Source organism: Mesorhizobium sp. M6A.T.Ce.TU.002.03.1.1, from assembly GCF_003997275.1.
GTDB lineage: Bacteria > Pseudomonadota > Alphaproteobacteria > Rhizobiales > Rhizobiaceae > Mesorhizobium > Mesorhizobium mediterraneum.
Window position 1 is genome coordinate 51,017 of sequence record NZ_RZTI01000016.1, and the last position, 19,690, is coordinate 70,706.

General features: G+C 62.1%; 19 protein-coding genes and 1 tRNA gene. 11 read left to right on the top strand and 9 right to left on the bottom strand.

What is annotated here, in order from left to right; genetic code table 11:
- Positions 1-265: 265 nt before the first annotated feature.
- Positions 266-1,150, top strand: a complete 885-nt coding sequence (locus EOC93_RS07770) for a hypothetical protein (RefSeq protein WP_245329979.1) — start codon at positions 266-268, stop codon at positions 1,148-1,150.
- 445 nt (positions 1,151-1,595) lie between these two features.
- Here the strand turns inward: EOC93_RS07770 and EOC93_RS07775 are convergent, their stop codons facing one another.
- The 5 genes from EOC93_RS07775 to EOC93_RS07795 all read right to left on the bottom strand — a co-directional run bounded on the left by EOC93_RS07775 (position 1,596) and on the right by EOC93_RS07795 (position 4,256).
- Complete coding sequence (locus EOC93_RS07775; RefSeq protein WP_127204279.1) at positions 1,596-2,486, bottom strand: glutathione S-transferase family protein; 891 nt, start codon at positions 2,484-2,486, stop codon at positions 1,596-1,598.
- Between the two features lie 26 nt (positions 2,487-2,512).
- Positions 2,513-3,094 carry a VOC family protein gene (locus EOC93_RS07780; protein ID WP_127204280.1) on the bottom strand — a complete coding sequence of 194 codons (582 nt, stop codon included), beginning with the start codon at positions 3,092-3,094 and terminating at the stop codon, positions 2,513-2,515.
- A gap of 215 nt (positions 3,095-3,309) precedes the next feature.
- Positions 3,310-3,384, bottom strand: a tRNA-Glu gene (locus tag EOC93_RS07785).
- 90 nt (positions 3,385-3,474) lie between these two features.
- Positions 3,475-3,882 (bottom strand): VOC family protein, encoded by a 408-nt coding sequence (locus EOC93_RS07790; protein ID WP_127204281.1) that lies wholly within the window; start codon positions 3,880-3,882, stop codon positions 3,475-3,477.
- Entirely contained in the window at positions 3,879-4,256 is a 378-nt protein-coding gene (locus tag EOC93_RS07795) for a fimbrial protein (RefSeq protein WP_127204282.1), read from the bottom strand. Before EOC93_RS07795 ends, EOC93_RS07790 begins: the two co-directional genes overlap by 4 nt.
- Positions 4,257-4,283: 27 nt before the next feature.
- Here EOC93_RS07795 and EOC93_RS07800 point away from each other — a divergent pair, with 27 nt between their 5' ends.
- The 3 genes from EOC93_RS07800 (at position 4,284) to EOC93_RS07810 (ending at position 7,369) form a co-directional block, all read left to right on the top strand.
- Entirely contained in the window at positions 4,284-5,369 is a 1,086-nt protein-coding gene (locus EOC93_RS07800) for an RluA family pseudouridine synthase (RefSeq protein WP_127204283.1), read from the top strand.
- A 207-nt stretch (positions 5,370-5,576) separates the two neighbouring features.
- A complete protein-coding gene (rpoH, locus tag EOC93_RS07805) occupies positions 5,577-6,488 on the top strand; it encodes an RNA polymerase sigma factor RpoH (RefSeq protein WP_029348727.1) in 912 nt (303 codons plus the stop codon).
- Positions 6,489-6,859: 371 nt separating this feature from the next.
- Positions 6,860-7,369, top strand: a complete 510-nt coding sequence (locus EOC93_RS07810) for a hypothetical protein (protein WP_127204284.1) — start codon at positions 6,860-6,862, stop codon at positions 7,367-7,369.
- A 33-nt stretch (positions 7,370-7,402) separates the two neighbouring features.
- Here the strand turns inward: EOC93_RS07810 and EOC93_RS07815 are convergent, their stop codons facing one another.
- The 4 genes from EOC93_RS07815 to EOC93_RS07830 all read right to left on the bottom strand — a co-directional run bounded on the left by EOC93_RS07815 (position 7,403) and on the right by EOC93_RS07830 (position 9,918).
- A complete protein-coding gene (locus EOC93_RS07815; RefSeq protein ID WP_095487239.1) occupies positions 7,403-8,275 on the bottom strand; it encodes an MBL fold metallo-hydrolase in 873 nt (290 codons plus the stop codon).
- Between the two features lie 151 nt (positions 8,276-8,426).
- Entirely contained in the window at positions 8,427-9,086 is a 660-nt protein-coding gene (locus tag EOC93_RS07820; RefSeq protein WP_095487241.1) for a peroxiredoxin, read from the bottom strand.
- Positions 9,087-9,268: 182 nt separating this feature from the next.
- Complete coding sequence (locus tag EOC93_RS07825; protein WP_095487243.1) at positions 9,269-9,634, bottom strand: cell division protein ZapA; 366 nt, start codon at positions 9,632-9,634, stop codon at positions 9,269-9,271.
- An 11-nt stretch (positions 9,635-9,645) separates the two neighbouring features.
- A complete protein-coding gene (locus EOC93_RS07830) occupies positions 9,646-9,918 on the bottom strand; it encodes a DUF4164 domain-containing protein (RefSeq protein WP_023797069.1) in 273 nt (90 codons plus the stop codon).
- 272 nt (positions 9,919-10,190) lie between these two features.
- Between EOC93_RS07830 and tkt the strand changes: the two genes are divergently transcribed.
- From tkt to EOC93_RS07870, 7 genes are all read left to right on the top strand, one after another.
- Positions 10,191-12,182, top strand: coding sequence for a transketolase (gene tkt / locus EOC93_RS07835; RefSeq protein ID WP_127204285.1), 1,992 nt, complete (start codon positions 10,191-10,193; stop codon positions 12,180-12,182).
- Between the two features lie 154 nt (positions 12,183-12,336).
- Positions 12,337-13,347 (top strand): type I glyceraldehyde-3-phosphate dehydrogenase, encoded by a 1,011-nt coding sequence (gene gap / locus EOC93_RS07840; RefSeq protein ID WP_095487247.1) that lies wholly within the window; start codon positions 12,337-12,339, stop codon positions 13,345-13,347.
- Positions 13,348-13,763: 416 nt separating this feature from the next.
- The gene (locus tag EOC93_RS07850) at positions 13,764-15,653 is read left to right on the top strand and encodes a potassium/proton antiporter (protein WP_127204286.1); all 1,890 of its coding nucleotides are present in this window, start codon (positions 13,764-13,766) and stop codon (positions 15,651-15,653) included.
- Positions 15,654-15,761: 108 nt separating this feature from the next.
- Positions 15,762-16,958: a phosphoglycerate kinase gene (locus tag EOC93_RS07855; protein WP_126104595.1), complete on the top strand. Its 1,197-nt coding sequence runs from the start codon at positions 15,762-15,764 to the stop codon at positions 16,956-16,958.
- Positions 16,959-17,087: 129 nt separating this feature from the next.
- Positions 17,088-18,113, top strand: a complete 1,026-nt coding sequence (locus EOC93_RS07860) for a class I fructose-bisphosphate aldolase (protein WP_127204287.1) — start codon at positions 17,088-17,090, stop codon at positions 18,111-18,113.
- A gap of 137 nt (positions 18,114-18,250) precedes the next feature.
- A complete protein-coding gene (locus EOC93_RS07865) occupies positions 18,251-18,991 on the top strand; it encodes a thioredoxin family protein (RefSeq protein ID WP_095487255.1) in 741 nt (246 codons plus the stop codon).
- A gap of 98 nt (positions 18,992-19,089) precedes the next feature.
- A partial coding sequence (locus EOC93_RS07870) for an SGNH/GDSL hydrolase family protein (protein WP_245461395.1) occupies positions 19,090-19,690 on the top strand: 601 nt, incomplete at its 3' end.

Sequence of the window (19,690 nt, forward strand, 5' to 3'; positions counted from 1 at the left end):
CGACCTTTCCTTTTCACCTCGCCCGCGCCAGTACATCCGTGGTCACGGATTGGGGGTGAATTGCCGATCGGTAGATAGGGCTTTGGTTAACAAATCCTTAGCTGGCGGGCTGCTCACCGACGCGTCCTGGCCAACCTTGATCGGCGTTTTCGTGATGAATGCGGAAAGTCGTTTTTAAAACCAGCACAGACTATTAATCGTTGTGCACCAACATGTTGGCGCGTGAGACATATCGAAGTAACTATCGTATTCTGGAAGTCGTTTTATGGCCGTGCTTGGCGCCCTCCCTCCCGACGTTCTCTGTCGACCAATTCGCGAAGCTGATTGGGAAGGGGTGGTTGACTGCCTGTGCCGGGGCTTTCCGAAGCGTGACCGGAATTACTGGATACAGGCGCTGACCCGTTTGTCGCAGCGGCCTGCCGTCGCCGAGTTCCCACAATACGGCTTGGCTTTGGAGAAGGCTGGTCGGATCGTTGGCGTTGTGCTGACCCTATATACCCGTTATCGCGGGCAGGAAGGGGACGAAGTCCGCTGCAACCTTTCAAGCTGGTCCGTCGACGCGGAATCCCGTCCCTATGGCGCCAAATTGGTTACGACGATTCTCAAGCAAAGGGACGTGACGTACACGAATATTTCGCCGGCGCCCGCGACATTAAAGGCTAACTGGGCGCTCGGCTTTCGCCCCTTTTCCACCGGACAATTCGCCTTCTTGCCGGCTTTGAATTCAGTGCCGCAGTCATATCGCGTGCTCGAGGCTCGTCCCGATCTTGCGGAAATGGCGATGCTGCCCGACAGTGAGAGATACATACTCTCGGAACACTCCGCGCTGGGCTGCATGTCATTGATTTGCATTTGCGACGGCGTGGCGTTTCCTTTCGTATTGATGCCGCGCCGAATATTGCGCGGTCTTGTCCCGTGCTATCAGGTCATCTATTGCCGCTCCCTCGCGGATTTGAGCCGGTGCGCCGGCGCTGTGGGGCGCTTTCTCTTGCGAAGCGGCATCCTGCTTTGCGTCGTCGACGCCAAGGAGCCGATTGCAGGTCTGCACGGGCGGTACCGCCACAACAGGGGGCTGAAATATTTCAAGGGCCCCAAACCACCCTCGCTTGGAGATCTGACGTTCACCGAGCTTGTGATATTCGGTCCCTGAACGACAAGCGCAACAACCTGTTGGGCTCTGGCGATGCCGAAAGTGAACCCCCGCCTTGGGCGAGGGTTCCATTTTTGAAGCTACGATCTGCTACTGAACAGGGGCGGTCTGAGCTGGCGGGGTTGCGGGTGCCGGCGTCATCGTGTCGGCTGGAGGTGGCGGCAATTGGCCAGCGGTCGTCGCCTGCGTTCCTCCTGATTGAGTTTGGTCACACGCCGCCAGGGCAGCAAGCGCCAAACCGAACGCGGCGAATAAAGGTAGTTTGCGGGTCATGTACAGTCCCTTCCATGGACGCCACCCGCGCGGCCCCATCATCGGGACCTATGCCCCCAGGTCAACCGTCGCTTCTTCGTCGACGCTTCAAACATTCTTACGTCCAGTAAAAGGCAGGGCTTTCGCCCTCTGTTTTAGGTCGGCTTAGGAAGCAACCGTTAGAGCGAAAGCCTCACGCCTCGGCCTGTGACTTCACATAGGCGATATAGCCGCGCACGTCGCTGGCCGGCTCCGCGTAGGCCTTGCCGAGCTTCTTCTCGATCGCCGCCATATATTCCTTTGCCCATTGGGGCAGCGCGTAGTCGATGACGGCGAGGAATTCCAGCGTCGCCGCCAGGCGGATGTCGGCGATCGATGGGTTCTTGCCGCCGATGAACGGCTTGCCGTTCCTGAAGAAGGAGTGAAAGACCTCCAGCGGCTCGGCAATTGCGGCCGCCGCGGCCTTCTGGGCTTCCGATTTCCTGTCAGGGTGGGCGTCGCTGTGGCCGACCTCGCCGGCATATTGCGGAAAATTCAGCGCAGGATAGGTGGCGCGCGCCACATAGGGGTAAAGCGTGCCGATCAGATAGAACATGGCGCTGTCGATCATTGCCCGCTTGGCCGGCGCCTTGGGATACAATTTCTCCAGCCCATGCTTGTTGGCGAGATACTGCATGATGGCGCAGCTCTCCCACAACACGCCTCTCGGCAAGCCCTTGTCCTCGATCATCGGCGTCAGATGGGCTGGGTTTCGCGCCATGTATTCAGGCGAGCGCGTGTGGCCCCATACGTCGGTCTCGGAATGATCTAGCCCCGCCGCCCGTGCAAACACCCGAACGCTCATGTTATTGACGCTCGGCTTCAGCATGCTGAGCGTCAGCGCGGACTTTTTCGCTGATTTCGCTATGGCCTTCCGCGCGGACTTCGCGGATGCCTTGGCTGCAGGTTTTGCGGGGGCTTTCGTTGCCGACTTGGCGGAAGCTTTCGACGTTTTGGCTGCAGGCTTTGTCGCTGCCTTGGCAACTGGTTTTGTGGCGGCCTTGGCAGCCGGCTTCGTCGCACTCTTCGTTGTCGTCTTTGCCATTGTGTTCCTCCCTCGGGGTGCTGTCGTCAGTATGGATTTTTCGGCGCCCGATCGTCCGACAAGGTGGCGCGTGAGCGCTCGACAAGCGCCTGGATCGCGTCGGCAAGATGCACCTCGGCTATTGCGTAGTCGCCGCGCCCAACGCGGATTTTGTGCGCCTGCATCAGAACGTCGGCGTGGGTGAAGCCCGCCGGCGGCTCGAAACGGTAGGAGGCGAGCTCGATCAGCAGGCCGAGCGGATCCTCGAAATAGATCGAATCCATAAAACCGCGATCCTTGACGCCGCTATGCTTGATGGCGCGCTCGTCGAGCCGGGCGACCGCCTGCAGAAAGGTAACGCGCGACACCGCAAACGCGATGTGATGGACGCAGCCCGGATCGGTCGGCGTGCGCCGTTTCTCCGGCGTGCGGCTCTCATCGGTGAAGATGGTGATCAGCCGGCCGTCGCCCGGATCGAAATAGAGGTGGCTTTCGCTGGCCTTGTCGAGGTTGGGCTGCTCGAAGATGAAAGGCATGCCAAGCACGCCTTCCCAGAAGTCGATGGAGGTCTGGCGCCCGGCGCCGACCAGCGTGATGTGATGGACGCCCTGCGATTGCAGTTTCTGCATTGGCCCTCTCTCCCTACGATCTCCTCGTCCCCAGGACGAGCGTCGATCTATTCGCTGCGCGACAGATTCGTCCCGGCGGCGTTCTGCGCACCGTCCTGGACCCTTGGCCCTTCGGTTACATGAAGCGATGCTAATTCAATTGAGGGCGCCGCACCAGAAGCGACGGCTCCGGCTTTGACCGACGGCGATACCCGTGTACGCAAATTTGAAATCCTTGGTACGCCCAAGGGGAATCGAACCCCTGTTCCCGCCGTGAGAGGGCGGTGTCCTGACCGCTAGACGATGGGCGCGTTCAAGAACCGGCGATATAGGCTGACGGCTGGGAAAAAGCAACTGGCCTTCGGACAGTCTCTAGTGCCGGGAAAATATCCGTTGCAGGCTTACCGTTTTGGCTGGATCAAGTCCCAGAGATTTCCGTGGAGATCGGCGAAAACCGCTACAGTGCCATAGGCCTCGTGTCGGGGCGCCTCACGGAATTCGACGCCCTTTTCGAGCATCAGCGCGTGGTCGCGGGCAAAGTCGTCGGTTTCGAGGAACAGAAAGACCCGGCCGCCGGTCTGGTTGCCGATGCAGCTTGCTTGCAAGTCGCCCGACGCTTCTGCCAGAAGCAGCCGCGCGCCGTGTCGGTCTGCCGGCGCCACCGTGACCCAGCGCTTGCCGCCGCCAAGATCAACGTCTTCGGTGAGTACAAAGCCCAGCTTGCCGACATACCAGGCGATCGCCTCGTCATAGTTTCTGACCACGAGTGCGACCGTGGCGACGCGGCGATTTTCGGCGAAACCAGTCATTTGTTGCGGATCGAAAAGCGACCGATGATGCGGCGCTCAGTAATGTCGTAGACAAAAATGGCGCGGCTGCCGTCGGCAAGCTCCGCATCGATGGAGATGCGATTGCCGGAGAGCGACTGGCTGATGACCTTGGCGCCGACCGGCAGCACGATGTCGCCGGTCAGCGGCTCGCCTGATGGCACCTGGATGTCGCCGGCCAGTGGCGGGCTAGCCGGCGGCGCGGTGCGCGTTTTGTAGACAAGGGCTGCGATCACCACCATAAGGGCAAGGAACAGCAGGCCGAGATTAATGGCGACGAAGCGGACGAGCTTCTTGCGCACCTTTTCGACTTCGGGGTCGAGCGGCTTTTCCTCGTCTTCATCGGCAGCGGCCATGGCAAACATTCCGGAACTTTTTCTTCGATGAGCGCTCATAACGAAGAGGCCCCCATATTGATAGTGTATGGATTGATGGAGGGCGGATCGCCAAACGGGGGATCGCCAGACGGGGGATCGATCATGCTGGAAGCGGGTCCCGATGCGGCCGGCCGGCGCCTCGACCAATGGCTGGCGGGCAAGCTCGGTCCGGACATGTCGCGCAGCCGGGTGCAGATGCTGATCAGGCAGGGCGCCGTCAAGGTCGGCGGCCAGCCGGTCACCGAGACCAAGCGCAAGATGGCGGCCGGTGACCGCGTGTCGGTCGACATGCCGGAGCCGGAGCCGGCGGAGCCGCAAGGCGAGAACATCCCGCTCGACGTCCTCTATGAAGACAATGAATTGATCGTCATCAACAAGCCGTCGGGGCTGGTCGTCCATCCCGGCGCCGGCAACTGGACCGGCACGCTGGTCAACGCGCTGATCCACCATTGCGGCGACAGTCTTTCCGGCATCGGCGGTGTGCGGCGGCCGGGCATCGTCCACCGCCTGGACAAGGAGACCAGCGGCGTCATGGTCGTCGCCAAGACCGACCGCGCCCACAAGTCATTGTCGGAGGCCTTTGCCGACCATGGCCTGACCGGCGATCTCAAACGCGCCTATTTGGCTTTGGTCTGGGGCATACCGATGAGACCGACAGGCACGGTCGACGAGCCGCTTGGCCGCGCCGCCGACCGCGTGCGCCGTGCCGTGGTGCCCGAGGGCCGCGACGATGCCCGCCACGCCGTCACCCATTTCACCGTGATCGAGCGCTTTGGCGAGCAGCAAAAGGAATTTGCCACGGCAAGCCTGGTCGAATGCCGGCTCGAGACCGGCCGCACCCATCAGATCCGCGTCCACATGGCTCATATCGGCCATCCGGTCGTCGGCGATCCCGATTATGGCCAGGCGTTTCGCACCAAGGCGAACCGGCTGCCCGAGCCGCTGAAAGGCCGGGTGAAGGCATTTCCGCGACAGGCATTGCATGCCCGCCTCCTTGAATTTCGGCATCCGACTACCCATCTACCGATGAGGTTCGAGGCGCCGGTACCGAGGGATATGGAGGAACTCGTCGACGGTTTTCGCAAACTCTGAACCGCCTTCCATCCACTCAAAACCTGATTGGCAAAACCTGACAGTCGTTGTTCACTTTGGCGTGACACACTGTTTCCTGTTGAACCAATGCTGTCCTTTCTGGTTTTGTTCCTATATACATCCGCTGTCGCGACGAGCCTTTTGGCGTTCGCGACATATGCCCGCCGCGTTTCGGGGGCACCACTCCAAGAGAGAGGGGGCGCTATCATGGCCCAGTCATTACCCAGTATCGTTTCCGGCGAAGGCGGCCTCAGCCGCTACCTGGAAGAAATCCGTCGCTTTCCGATGCTTCAGCCGCAGGAAGAGTACATGCTCGCCAAGCGTTACGCTGAGCATGAGGACACCACGGCTGCGCACAAGCTCGTCACCAGCCACCTTCGGCTCGTCGCCAAGATCGCCATGGGCTATCGCGGCTACGGCCTGCCGATCGGCGAGGTGATCTCGGAAGGCAATGTCGGCCTGATGCAGGCTGTCAAGAAATTCGAACCGGAGCGTGGCTTCCGGCTTGCCACCTACGCCATGTGGTGGATCAAGGCCTCGATCCAGGAATACATCCTGCGCTCGTGGAGCTTGGTCAAGATGGGCACGACCGCCAACCAGAAGCGCCTGTTCTTCAACCTGCGCAAGGTGAAGGGCAAGATCCAGGCGCTCGACGACGGCGATTTGAAGCCCGATCAGATCACCGAGATCGCCACCCGCCTCAACGTGTCCGAAGCGGAGGTGGTGTCGATGAACCGCCGCCTTTCGGGCGATGCCTCGCTCAACGCACCGATCCGGGCGAGCGAAGGTGAATCGGGTGAATGGCAGGACTGGCTGGTCGACGACCACGAAAGCCAGGAAGAGGCGCTGATCGAGCAGGACGAGCTGGAAAACCGGCGCGGCATGCTGTCCGGCGCTCTTGCCGTGCTCAACGAGCGCGAGCGGCGCATCTTCGAGGCGCGCCGCCTGGCCGAGGAGCCGCTGACGCTGGAAGAGCTGTCGGCCGAGTTCGACATCAGCCGCGAGCGCGTGCGCCAGATCGAGGTGCGCGCCTTCGAGAAGGTGCAGGACGCGGTCAAGGCCGCGGCCAAGCGCCAGATGCAGGCCCTGCGCACCATCGAGGCGCAGCCGGCGGCGTAAGGCTTCCGACGAAACAAATAACGGCGGCGTCAGGCAACTGGCGCCGCCGTTTTTTATGGGTCCTCCGACTGCCGGGAGAGCTGTACCTTGGTGCCATATTCTAGCTAGGGTTGGTTATTGCCCGCCCATGCGACGCGCTACCGCTCCACCAAAGATGCCGGCGGTTTCGGCCTCGCCATCGCGTTCGCAAACGATCTTATTCATAGCGGCATTATAGCAATTTTCCCCAAGCCCCGGAAACCGCAACGCTGCAAATTGTGGCGGCAATGTTCCGGCGCCTTACGAGCTTCCGTCGCGAAATTCCACGAAGCGGCACTTGCGGCAGGCGGGCGCGACAATGGGGCGCCGACCTCGTCTATTTGGAGATGACGATGACGATTTCTCAGTTTCTCACCGCTCTCGAATCCGAAGGTCCCCCAGCCGACCGAGCGAAAGAGATGGACCTGTATGGATGGCTAATTGGAAGCTGGGAAATGGACACGGTCCACTACCTCGACGACGGCACAATCCAGAAATGGAATGGAGAATGCCATTTTGGCTGGGTGCTCGAAGGCCGCGCGATTCAGGACGTTTGGATCAGGCCCAAGCGCCCTGCGCCGTCCACGATGTTTGGCACGACTTTGCGCATCTTCGATCCTGGGATCGATGGCTGGCACATCATATGGAACGACCCGCTCAACCGAGATCACTCGCGCCAGATCGGGCGGGCCGAGGGTAAGGACATTGTCCAGCTCGGCAATGACTCGCGCGGTCTGAAAACTCGATGGCGTTTCACTGAGATCACTACCAACAGCTTCCATTGGATCGGCGAGGAAAGATCTTCCGAGAGCGACCCTTGGCAAATCACGTATGAACATTTAGCCCGCAGAACAAAACCCTGAAGCTAGACTAGCTGGCGTCTGCGACCCATCTCATCACAAGCAATCGAGCGGAAATTTCAAATACCGGCGGCCGTTGGATTCCGGTTCCGGCAAGCGTCCACCATTCATGTTGACCTGCAGCGCGTGCAGGATCAGCCTGGGCATGGGCAGCGTCCTGTCGCGCGCCTCGCGCAACGCCACGAAATCGGCCTCGGTCCTGCAGGCGGCAATATGGGTGTTCTTGGATTTCTGTTCCGCGACAGTGCTCTCCCACAAGGGTTCGCGCCCCTCCGCCTGGTAGTCATGGCCGACGAACAGGCGTGTCTCGTCCGGTAGCGCGAGGATATCCTGGATCGAGCGCCAGAGCCGGGCGGCACTGCCGCCGGGAAAGTCCGCTCTCGCCGTGCCGCTGTCCGGCATGAACAGCGTATCGTGGATGAAAGCGGCGTCGCCGATCACATAGGTGATCGATGCCAGCGTGTGGCCCGGCGAAAAAAGCACCTTTGCCGGAATGCCGCCGACCGAAAAGGTCTCGCCATCCGCAAACAGCCTGTTCCACTGGGATCCGTCGGCAGGAAAATCCGGCCAGTTGTAGATCACCTTCCACAATTTCTGGACGTCGATGATCTTCTCGCCAATCGCCGTCGGCGCTCCGGTCTTCGCGCTGAGATAGTGCGCCGCCGAGAAATGGTCGGCATGCGGGTGGGTGTCGAGGATACATTCGACGACCAGCCGTTGATCTCTAATGAAGTCGAGCAGGGCGTCGGCATTCTTCGTCGCCGTGGCGCCGGACTTCTCGTCGAAATCCAGGACCGGATCGATGATTGCGCATCGTCGCGTCTGCGGGTCGGCGACGACATACTGGATGGACCCGCTCGGCTTGTCGTAAAAGCCTGCCACCTGCAGCTTGGCCGATGTCGCGTCCAATCCCGGCTCCCTCAACTCCTACCCGGCAGGAATGGTTTTCCCTGCCGGGGCAAAAGAAGAGCATGGTCATTCGCCAGCGCCACGCCGTCAAGCACCGCATGCTCGTGCAGACGAGAAAACCGAAAAATCTCCTGTGCCGCCTCTGCCCTGCTCAGGCAGCGGGCTGCTTGGTCTTCCGGAGATACGGCAGTATCGTCTCATAGGCGCCGAAACGCTTGATCGCATCCTCGTTGGAAACGGCGGCGGTGATGATGACGTCCTCGCCCTGCTTCCAGTTCGCCGGCGTCGCCACCTGGTGCTTGGCGGTCAGCTGCATGGAATCGATGGCGCGCAGGATCTCATCGAAGTTGCGGCCGGTGGTCATCGGGTAGGTGAGCACCAGCTTGATCTTCTTGTCGGGGCCGATGACATAGACCGAGCGCACCGTGGCATTGTCGGCGGGCGTGCGCCCTTCCGAGGTTTCGCCGGCACCGGCCGGCAGCATCTCGTAAAGCTTGGCGACCTTGAGATCCCTGTCGCCGATCAGCGGGTAGTTCACCGAATGGCCGGTCGCCGTCTTGATGTCGTCCTGCCATTTGGCGTGGTTTTCGACCGGATCGACGGAAATGCCGATGATCTTGACGTTGCGCTTCTTGAACTCGCCTTCCAGCCCGGCCATCGTGCCGAGCTCGGTCGTGCAGACCGGCGTGAAATTCTTCGGATGGCTGAAGAGCACCGCCCAGCCGTCACCGATCCATTCGTGGAAGCTGATCGTCCCTTGCGTGGTTTCGGCCGTGAAATCCGGCGCGATATCGTTGATACGAAGGCTCATGACGTGTCCCTACCCTGTGATTGCAGATTTGCAGATCGCAGCCGGCACCCACCGGCGCTGCTCTGCCCTTCTACCACTCCGGTGTCATCCTTCAAACGCCTGTTGCCACCGGCATTGAGGCCGGCGGCGAAAAATTTTCATTGCTTCTCGGCAAATGCAGCAGGAATTTCCGCTGCGCTGGCTCAGGCCTTGTTCACCGCCAGCGTCGTCGCCAGATCTTCCATGCGCTGGGCGAGCGCGCCAAGCGCATTCGTCAGCACGGAATCGTTCTTATCGGCCTTGGTCAGCGCGTCGTCACGCGTCTTGCGCAGCGTCAGCACTTCGCTTTCCATGCCCTTGACGCGTTTTTGCAGTTCCGAAAGCTCGTCCATGACCATGATGCCGGCCATCACGGTCAGCCGCTGGTCGCCGATCTCGCCGAAAGAATCCTTCAGATGCGAGACATAGCGGTCGAAGCGCTCGGCGAGGTCGATCAGATGCTCTTCCTGGCCCTCGTCGCAAGCCATGCGATACTGCTTGCCGTCTATGGAAACCGTGACTTGTGCCATTGGGCCAGCCCCTATCTATCCAACACGGCGCGGATGGTTTCCATGGCGGTCACCAGCCGACGCGACACTTCCTTGTTGGCGTCTTCCAGTCGTTCGGCGCGCGCTTCGGAATTGTCGAGTTCCTGCGCCAGCCGCGAGCGGTCGGCGTTCATGCGCTGCACCTCCGCCTCGGCTTCCGTATAGTCGCGCTCGTGCTCGAGCTTGGCCGCGACGGCATTTTCCAGCCCCTCGATGGCCTTACCCAGCCTCGCGATGACTTCCTTGAGTGTCGTTTCCCCGGTCATGGCTTTCGTCCTGCGCCCTGCCCATCACCGAATCATCCACGTTCAGAACGCGTTATGTCTGAAACATTACGCGCCGTGTGAAGCCGACGTCAATAAAGGTCTCGCGACTGTCCCCTGCTAACGCTAATGTAGGGCCTCCAAGACCCTTCTGGCGCCATCACAAGACCGGCAAAAGCGCGCCGGTTTATTGACTAAAAAGCCGCGCCTGCTATGTGTCGCGCACCCCTTTCCAGGGCTCTCCCAAGGCCCCAAACCCCCACACTGGAGGAAGCATGACCTCGCGTGAACAACATGACCGGATGGCCAATGCAATCCGTTTTCTTTCCATGGACGCTGTCGAGAAGGCCCAATCCGGCCATCCTGGCCTGCCCATGGGCTGCGCCGACATTGCCACGGTGCTGTTCACGCGTTTCCTGAAATTCGACGCCAAGGCTCCACACTGGGCCGACCGCGACCGTTTCATCCTGTCGGCCGGTCATGGATCGATGCTGCTCTATTCACTGCTCTACCTGACCGGCTACGAGGACATCACCCTCGACCAGATCAAGCATTTCCGCCAGTTGGGATCGAGGACGGCAGGCCATCCCGAATACGGCCATGCCGCCGGCATCGAGACGACGACCGGCCCGCTCGGCCAGGGGCTTGCCAATTCGGTCGGCTTCGCACTCGGCGAGCGCATCATGAATGCCGCCTTCGGCAATGACCTTGTCGACCATTACACCTATGTGCTGGCCGGCGACGGCTGCCTGATGGAAGGCGTTTCGCAGGAGGCCATCGCGCTTGCCGGACATCTCAAGCTGAACAAGCTGATCGTCTTTTGGGACAACAACAACATCTCGATCGATGGCCCGGTGTCGCTGGCCGACAACACCGATCAGGTCGCCCGCTTCCAGGCGTCCGGCTGGAACGCCAGCCACATCGACGGCCAGGATCCGGAAGCGATCGCCTATGCCATCGAGGCGGCCCGCCATTCCGACAAGCCGACGATGATCGCCTGCAAGACCACGATCGGCTTCGGCGCGCCGACCAAGGCCGGCACCAACAAGGCGCACGGTTCGCCGCTCGGCGCTGATGAAATCGCCGGGGCGAGAAAGTTCTTCGGCTGGGATTCGGCACCTTTCGATGTCCCTGCCGATATCCTCGATGCCTGGCGCGACGCCGGCAAGACGGGTGTCAAGGCACGCACCGACTGGGAAGGCCGCCTCGCCAAGGCCGATGCCAATTTGCGCAGCGAATTCGAGCGCCGCATCAGGGGCAAGCTGCCGGCGAATTTCGACGCCGTCATCACCGACTACAAGAGGAAGCTCGCCACGGACAAGCCAAAGGTCGCCACCCGCAAATCGTCGGAAATGGCGCTCGAGATCATCAACGGCGCGGTGCCGGAAACGATCGGCGGCTCGGCCGACCTGACTGGCTCCAACAACACCAAGACCAGCCAGACCAAGAACATCACATCAGACGATTACGGCCAGCGCTACGTCCACTACGGCATTCGCGAGCACGGCATGGCGGCCGCGCTCAACGGACTGACGCTGCATGGCGGCCTCATCGCCTATGGCGGCACCTTCATGTGCTTTTCCGACTACGCCCGTCCGGCGATGCGGCTTGCGTCGCTGATGGGCATCCGCTCGATCTTCGTCATGACCCATGATTCCATCGGTCTCGGCGAAGACGGTCCGACCCATCAACCGGTCGAGCATTTGGCCGCACTGCGCGCCATTCCGAACCACAATGTCTTCCGCCCGGCCGACGCGGTTGAGACCGCCGAATGCTGGCAATTGGCCATTGAGCAGGAAAAGACGCCTTCAACGTTGGCGCTGACCCGGCAGAACCTGCCGACGGTGCGCAACGACTTCGTTGCGGAAAACCTCAGCCGCCAGGGCGCCTATGAGCTGGCCGCCGCCAATGGCGATGCGGCGGTGACGATCTTCTCTTCGGGCTCCGAGGTCGAAATCGCGCTGGCGGCGCGCGAGGCGCTGGAAAAGCACGGCCATCCGACCCGCGTCGTCTCGGTCCCCTGCTTCGAATTGTTCGACAAGCAGAGCGCCGACTATCGCAAGAAGACGATCGGCAACGCGCCGATCAAGATCGCCATCGAAGCCGGCATCCGCCAGGGCTGGGATCATTTCATCGGCACCGACGGCATCTTCATCGGCATGACCGGCTTCGGCGCCTCTGGCACGATCGAACAGCTCTATCCGCATTTCGGCATCACCGCCGAAGCGACGGTGAAGGCGGCGGAAGCCCGCCTGCACGGCGAATAAAGCTTGGCGCCCGCGAAAACGCGCGTAGCGGTTTTGCGGGCAGCCTCAGTTTGGTGGACTTAAATCCAACCCATCGACGGCTGGATTCTTTGGCAGCCCGCCGTTATGAAGCTGCGGACTTGATCTTCGGCCTCCAACTCCCAGGGAGAAAAAAATGACCGTCAGAGTTGCCATCAACGGATTCGGCCGCATCGGCCGCAACATCCTGCGCGCCATCCACGAATCCGGCCGCAAGGACATCGATGTGGTTGCCGTCAACGACCTCGGCCCGGTCGAGACCAATGCGCATCTGCTGCGCTTCGACAGCGTGCACGGCCGCTTCCCGCACGAAGTGACGGTTGACGGGGACCAGATCACTGTTGGCACGGAGAAGTTCAAGGTCACCGCGATCAAGGATCCGACGCAGCTGCCTTGGAGGGAGCTCGGCATCGACATTGCGCTCGAATGCACCGGCATCTTCACCGCCCGCGACAAGGCAGCGGCGCATTTGACCGCCGGCGCCAAGCGGGTCCTGGTCTCGGCGCCTGCGGAAGGCGCCGACCTCACCGTCGTCTATGGCATCAACCATGACAAGCTGACCAAGGACCACATCGTCATCTCCAACGCCTCCTGCACCACCAACTGCCTGGCGCCGTTGGCAGCCGTGCTGCATGAGGCCGTCGGCATCGAGAAGGGCATGATGACGACGATCCACTCCTACACCGGCGACCAGCCGACGCTGGACACCATGCATAAGGATCTCTACCGCGCCCGCGCCGCGGCCCTGTCGCAGATCCCGACCTCGACCGGTGCGGCCAAGGCGATCGGCCTCGTGCTGCCCGACCTCAAGGGCAAGCTCGACGGCATCTCCATTCGCGTGCCAACCCCGAACGTCTCGGTTGTCGATTTCAAGTTCATCGCCAAGCGGCCAACGACCGTGCAGGAGATCAACGAGGCGGTGATCGCCGCCTCCAAGGGCAAGCTGAAGGGCATTCTCGCCGTCACCCATCACCCGAACGTGTCGATCGACTTCAACCACGATCCGCATTCCTCGATCATGGCGCTCGACCAGACCAAGGTCATGGACGGCAACTTCGTTTCGGTGCTGTCCTGGTATGACAATGAATGGGGTTTTTCCAACCGCATGGCCGACACAGCCGTTGCATTCGGCAAGACCATCGCCTGATCACAGGACCATCTTCTCGCGACTTGGAAACGCCCGGCTCTGTCCGGGCGTTTTTCATTGGAGCGCCGCGTTCTTGTGTCGGCAGATCGCACGTCTTGGAGATTGGCCTGACGGCCATCGCGCTTCGTCATCCTGGGGCGGAGCAAGGAGCGAAGCGACGCGGCGCAGACCCCAGGATCCATGCCGTGCCGTTGGAGCGTTGCGGCCGTGCAGAATTCTGTTCCGCCGCATTCCGGCTGATGTCACGGCATGGATCCCAGGGTCTGCGCGACGCCGCTTCGCGGCTGCTTCGCCCTAGGATGACGAAGTTGGGCGGGATAGGGCAAAAAACCACCCTCCCGCCTTGCACCGGTCATGTCTTCGCCTCACTCTCCCGTAAAGCGAGAGGTACACGAAATTGAGGGGGCGGTTTTCGGATGGAGCATGCGATCTATCTCGTGACGCTGGTTGGCACCGCACTTGTCGTTGCAGCCGCGTTTTCGAGCCTGATCGCCTTCCGCTTCGGCGCTCCTCTCTTGCTGTTGTTCCTCTGCATCGGCTTGGCCACGGGCACCGACGGCCTCGGCATCCAGTTCGACAATGCGCGGCTGGCTTATTTTGCCGGCTCACTGGCGCTGGCGGTGATCCTGTTCGATTCTGGTTTCGGCACGCCGCTCAATGTCTTGCGGCAGGCGGCCGGACCGGCGCTGTCGCTGGCAACGATCGGCGTCCTTGTGACCACTGGCCTGTTCGGCGTCGTCGCCTACTACCTGCTCGATCTCAGCTGGCTGGAATCCTTCCTGCTCGGTGCCGCAGTTGCCTCGACCGACGCAGCAGCGGTGTTCTTCCTGTTGCGCGCCGGCGAGATCAATTTGCGCGAGCGCGTGCGTTCCACGCTCGAGGTGGAATCCGGCACCAATGACCCGATCGCCATCTTCCTGACCATCACCCTGGTCGAAATCATCGCCGTCAACGCCAATCTCGAGGCCGGGGTGCTGGCTACCGACCTCGTCCTCGGTTTCCTTCTCAACATGGGGCTTGGCGCTATCGTCGGCATTTTCGGCGGCCTTGCCATCGTGCGCCTCGTCGACCGGCTCAATCTCGACCACGGGCTGCTGCCGATCTTCGTGGTGACACTGTCGCTGATGGTGTTCGCCGCCGCGGGCGCCATTGGCGGCTCCGGCTTTCTGGCGGTCTATCTCGCCGGCCTCATTGCCGGCAATTCCGACATCCGCGCCGTCACCATCCTCAAGCGCTTCCAGGACGGCATGTCGTGGCTGGCACAGATCATCATGTTCCTGATCCTCGGCCTGTTCGCGACGCCCTCGCAATTTCCGGCGATCCTGCTGCCGGCGGTGCTGCTAGGCCTGTTCCTGATCTTCGTGGCGCGGCCAATCGCCGTCTGGCTTTGCCTGATGCCGTTCCGTCTGCCGCGCCCGGAAGTCGCCTTCATCTCATGGGTGGGCCTGCGTGGCGCGGTGTCGATCCTGCTCGCCATCACGCCGCTGCTTGGCGGCCTTGAGAACGGCCGCCTCATCTTCAACACCGCCTTCATCGTCGTGCTGGTGTCGCTGGTCATCCAGGGATGGACTGTCGGACCGCTGGCGCGCCGCCTCGGCCTGATCGTGCCGGCCCGCCTGGGGCCACTGGACAAGGTCGAGCTCGAATTGCCCGGCTCCGCCCATCACGAGCTTCTCGCCTATCGCGTAGCACCTGGCAGCCCAGTGGCGCGCGGTGAGCGCATTCCGCGCTGGGCGCGGCCGTCGCTGGTGCTGCGCGACGGGCGCTCGATGCGCTTCCAGGACATGGGCAGGCTCGCCGCCGGCGACCATGTCTACATCTTCGTGCCGGATCGCTATCCAGCCCTGCTCGACAAGCTGTTCGCCAGCCGCGCCGTGGTCGATCCTGAGGATGCGGACTTCTTCGGCGCCTTCGCCGTCGATCCGGCGCGCTCCGCCGCGGAACTGGAAGCGGCCTACACGCCGGGCCTGACCGAGGAGGAACGCAAGCTGACCGTCGGCGACCTGGTGACGGAGCGGCTCGGCGGCCATGCCGAATATGCCGACCGCGTGCTGATTGGTCCGATCGAGCTGATCGTCCGCGACGTCGACGACAAAGGCAAGATCACCGGCCTTGGTCTTTCCCTCGAGCCGACCGCGCCGGTGGCACGGGTGCCGGTGTTCCTGAGTGCCGGCGAAATCGGCGACCGTATCGTTGCCTTTGCGCGCAATTGGCGCAAGCGGGTCAAAAAGCAGAGTGGCGAGGCGCTGACGGACGCGGAACCGGCTCCACAGCCGGTGGTGGAAAAGGCAACCGACGAGGGCTGACGGCTCCCGACACGGGCTGTGGTCATTTTCCGCGTAGCACCATTGCAGGTCTTGCATCGTCGTTGTTGCGGGTTAAGGTCCCGGCGATTTTTCGCGAAAGGGAACAGCATGGCCAGCTTCAAGACACTGGACGACATCGGCAATATCGATGGTAAGCGCGTGCTGGTGCGCGTCGACCTCAACGTTCCCGTCGCCGACGGTAAGGTCACCGACGCCACCCGTATCGAGCGCATCGCGCCAACCATCGCCGAGCTTTCCGGCAAGGGCGCTAAGGTCATCCTGCTTGCCCATTTCGGCCGGCCAAAGGACGGACCGTCGCCTGAATTCTCGCTTGAGCCGATCGCCACGGCGACCGCGGAGGTGTTCGGCCGCCCTGTCGGCTTCGCATCCGACTGCATCGGCGACAAAGCCGCGAGCGCCGTCGCCGCCATGGGCAACGGCGACGTGCTGCTGCTCGAAAACACCCGCTTCTACAAGGCCGAGGAGAAGAACGACCCGGCCTTCACCGAAAAGCTCGCCGCCAATGGCGACATCTTCGTCAACGACGCCTTTTCCGCCGCCCACCGCGCCCATTCGTCGACGGAAGGGCTTGCGCACCTGCTCCCGGCTTTCGCCGGGCGCACCATGCAGGCCGAGCTCGACGCGCTGGAAAAGGGCCTCGGCAATCCCGTCCGCCCTGTCGTTGCCATTGTCGGCGGCGCCAAGGTCTCGAGCAAGATCGACCTCCTGATGAACCTGGTAAGGAAGGTCGACGCGCTGGTCATCGGCGGCGGCATGGCCAACACCTTCCTGGCCGCGCGCGGCACCGATGTCGGAAAATCGCTGTGCGAGCATGATCTCGCCAACACCGCCAAGCAGATCATGATCGAGGCGGCCGAAGCCGGCTGCGCCATCATCCTGCCGGTCGACGGTGTCGTCGCCAAGGAATTCAAGGCGGGAGCCGCCAGCGAAACCGTCGCCATATCAGAGGTGCCGGCCGACGGCATGATCCTCGATGTCGGCGAAAAGACCGTGAAGACCGTTGCCGACTGGATCGACCGCGCCGCGACGCTGGTCTGGAACGGTCCGCTCGGCGCCTTCGAGATCGAGCCGTTCGACCGGGCGACGGTGGCGGCAGCCAAGCACGCCGCGGCCCGCACCAAGGCCGGCAAATTGATCTCGGTGGCCGGTGGCGGCGACACGGTGGCCGCACTCAACCACGCCGGCGTCGCCGACGACTTCACCTACGTCTCGACCGCCGGCGGCGCCTTCCTGGAATGGATGGAAGGCAAGCCGCTGCCCGGCGTCGATGTGCTGAAGCGCTGAGGCGAGAAAGCGAACGGGGCGTTTGCGCGTTTCAATCGATTCGAGCTTTCCGCTTGGAATGGTTCGACTTGAACCTGCCTTGCTCTAGTGGTCTGCTAGGCTGGAACAACCGTTTCAGGGAGAAGCACAATGAGCGAACGTCTCGAGGACATTGCCGCCGCGATGGTGGCCGGCGGCAAGGGTCTTTTGGCCGCCGACGAAAGCTCCGGCACCATCAAGAAGCGCTTCGACGTGATAGGCGTCGAATCGACCGCCGACAGCCGCCGCGACTATCGCGAGATGATGTTCCGCGCCAAGGAGGCGATGACCAGATACATTTCCGGTGTCATCCTCTATGACGAGACCATCCACCAGAAGGCCGCCGACGGCACGCCGCTTGTCGACATTATCAAGGCGACCGGCGCCATCCCAGGCATCAAGGTCGATGCCGGCGCCAAGCCTCTGGCCGGCTACCCCGGTGAAACGATCACCGAAGGCCTCGACGGTCTGCGTGAGCGGCTTGCCGACTATTACAAGCTCGGCGCCCGTTTCGCCAAATGGCGTGCGGTGATCGACATCGACGTCGCCAAGGGCGTGCCTTCCGCCACGTCGATCGGCTCGAACACCCATGCGCTCGCCCGCTATGCGGCGCTCTGCCAGGAGGCCGGCATCGTGCCGATCGTCGAGCCGGAGGTGCTGATGGACGGCGCCCATGACATCGGCACCTGCTACGAGATCAGCAAGGCAACGCTGACGAAACTCTACACCGAGCTCTACGCAGCCCGCGTCGTCCTCGAAGGCACCATCCTGAAGCCGAACATGGTTCTCGCCGGAAAGAAGTCGGGCAAGGTGAGCAGCCCCGAGGAAGTCGCCGAAAAGACCATAAAACTGTTCCGCGAAACGGTGCCGGCCGCAATTGGGGGCATCGCCTTTCTCTCGGGCGGACAATCGGACGAGGAGGCGACCGCCAACCTCAATGCCATCAACGCCATCGGCCCGCATCCGTGGAAATTGACCTTCTCCTACGGCCGCGCCTTGCAGGCGGCGCCACAGAAGGCGTGGAGCGGCAAGGCGGCCAACGTCGCCGCTGCCCAGGCCGCCTTCGCCCACCGCGCCCACATGAACCATCTGGCCGCGCTTGGAAAATGGCAGCCGGAACTGGAACAGGCCGCCTGACCGGTTTTTTCTGCCTTCATCCGGACCCGGGTCATGTGCCCGGGTTCCATGTGCTCCGAAATCGCTCCAAAAATGCGAGGACCGTGTCGGCTTGCGTTGAGCCCAAACGTCCTTGGGTCTCAAAGAGGAGCAGACCCATGCCAAACAACAAGATCGTTTCACGGGAAGACTGGTTCCAGGCGCACAAGGCGCATCTGGCCCGCGAGAAGGAATTGACGCGATTTCGCGACCGCATCGCTGCCGAACGGCGGGAATTGCCTTGGTTGAAGGTCCGGAAGGACTATGTCTTCGAGACCGAACAGGGCCCGAAGAAACTGGCCGAACTATTCGCCGGCGCAAGCCAGCTGATCGTCTACCACTTCATGTTCGGGCCGGGCGCCGATTACCGTTGCGAAGGTTGTTCCTTCCTTGCCGACCACATCGACGGCGCCAACCAGCACCTCAAGCACCACGATGTGTCGCTTGTCGTGATCTCGCGGGCGCCGTTGGCTGAATTTCTGCCCTACAAACAGCGCATGGGCTGGAAATTCGACTGGGTGTCGTCCTACGCCTCGGATTTCAACTTCGACATGCAGGTTTCCTTCACCGACAAGCAGATCGCATCAGGCGACACGACCTACAATTTCGAGCAGCGCGCGCGCAAATCAAAAGACCTTCCCGGCATCAGCGTGTTCTACAGGGATGACAACGGTGACATCTTCCTAACCTTCATGTCGCGCTCCAGGGGCGGCGATCCGCTGATCGGCGCTTATCATTATCTCGACCTGACGCCGAAGGGCCGCAACGAGACCGGCCCCTACCACAGCCTGATGGACTGGGTGCGGCTGCACGATGAATATGCAGACCGGCCCGAGATGCCGGACGCCTGTTGCCATTGACGACGGGCCGTCGACGCAAGGTCTTTCGCCTTTAGCCCGATATGCGCTAAGTGCTGCTCGCTATGCCCTTTAACGGACTTGCCCATTAACGGTTTGCGATGCAGCGCTTTCTTGCCCTCCTCACCTGGCTCGCCTTTCCGGTCTATGTCTGGCAGGGGCTCGGCGTGCGCCGCCGCACCACCCGCATGCTGCCGGCGCAGGGTCCGGTCATGCACGAGATATCAGGCCAGGCGCCGGCGGTCTCGCTTCTGATGCTTGGCGATTCTTCCGCCGCTTCGGTCGGCATCGGCAATTCCGAGTATGGGCTGGCCGCGCAACTGGCTGATCTGATCTCGAAACGCACTGGCCGTGCGGTGCGCTGGCGGGCAGCCGGCTTCAACTCGGCGACCTCAGGCCAGATCCGCGACCATGTGCTGCCCAATCTGTCGGCCGATCCTTGGACGCATATCGTGCTCGCCATCGGCACCAATGACACCAAGAACTTCCACTCGGTGCCGCGTTTCAAGAGCGATTTTGGCGGCCTGCTCTACGCGCTGCGCGCCAAATGGCCGGAGGCGCGCGTGGTGTGGTCGCCGGTGCTCGAATTCACCCGGGCACCGGCAATGCCGCCGCTGCTCGGAAAGATCCTGGAAATCCGCGCCGCCGAGATGAACCGGATGGGCGAGCGCCTTTGCCTCGAACGCGGCGCGGTGCCGGCGC

What these genes read in the sequence shown, in the direction of transcription:
- EOC93_RS07790 (WP_127204281.1), bottom strand. Translation starts at nt 3,882, where the DNA reads ATGACTGGTTTCGCCGAAAATCGCCGCGTCGCCACGGTCGCACTCGTG.
- rpoH (WP_029348727.1), top strand. Translation starts at nt 5,577, where the DNA reads ATGGCCCAGTCATTACCCAGTATCGTTTCCGGCGAAGGCGGCCTCAGC.
- EOC93_RS07780 (WP_127204280.1), bottom strand. Translation starts at nt 3,094, where the DNA reads ATGCAGAAACTGCAATCGCAGGGCGTCCATCACATCACGCTGGTCGGC.
- EOC93_RS07855 (WP_126104595.1), top strand. Translation starts at nt 15,762, where the DNA reads ATGGCCAGCTTCAAGACACTGGACGACATCGGCAATATCGATGGTAAG.
- EOC93_RS07795 (WP_127204282.1), bottom strand. Translation starts at nt 4,256, where the DNA reads ATGGCCGCTGCCGATGAAGACGAGGAAAAGCCGCTCGACCCCGAAGTC.
- EOC93_RS07800 (WP_127204283.1), top strand. Translation starts at nt 4,284, where the DNA reads ATGAGCGCTCATAACGAAGAGGCCCCCATATTGATAGTGTATGGATTG.
- EOC93_RS07825 (WP_095487243.1), bottom strand. Translation starts at nt 9,634, where the DNA reads ATGGCACAAGTCACGGTTTCCATAGACGGCAAGCAGTATCGCATGGCT.
- EOC93_RS07770 (WP_245329979.1), top strand. Translation starts at nt 266, where the DNA reads ATGGCCGTGCTTGGCGCCCTCCCTCCCGACGTTCTCTGTCGACCAATT.
- EOC93_RS07860 (WP_127204287.1), top strand. Translation starts at nt 17,088, where the DNA reads ATGAGCGAACGTCTCGAGGACATTGCCGCCGCGATGGTGGCCGGCGGC.
- EOC93_RS07820 (WP_095487241.1), bottom strand. Translation starts at nt 9,086, where the DNA reads ATGAGCCTTCGTATCAACGATATCGCGCCGGATTTCACGGCCGAAACC.
- tkt (WP_127204285.1), top strand. Translation starts at nt 10,191, where the DNA reads ATGACCTCGCGTGAACAACATGACCGGATGGCCAATGCAATCCGTTTT.
- EOC93_RS07865 (WP_095487255.1), top strand. Translation starts at nt 18,251, where the DNA reads ATGCCAAACAACAAGATCGTTTCACGGGAAGACTGGTTCCAGGCGCAC.
- gap (WP_095487247.1), top strand. Translation starts at nt 12,337, where the DNA reads ATGACCGTCAGAGTTGCCATCAACGGATTCGGCCGCATCGGCCGCAAC.
- EOC93_RS07775 (WP_127204279.1), bottom strand. Translation starts at nt 2,486, where the DNA reads ATGGCAAAGACGACAACGAAGAGTGCGACGAAGCCGGCTGCCAAGGCC.
- EOC93_RS07830 (WP_023797069.1), bottom strand. Translation starts at nt 9,918, where the DNA reads ATGACCGGGGAAACGACACTCAAGGAAGTCATCGCGAGGCTGGGTAAG.
- EOC93_RS07850 (WP_127204286.1), top strand. Translation starts at nt 13,764, where the DNA reads ATGGAGCATGCGATCTATCTCGTGACGCTGGTTGGCACCGCACTTGTC.
- EOC93_RS07810 (WP_127204284.1), top strand. Translation starts at nt 6,860, where the DNA reads ATGACGATTTCTCAGTTTCTCACCGCTCTCGAATCCGAAGGTCCCCCA.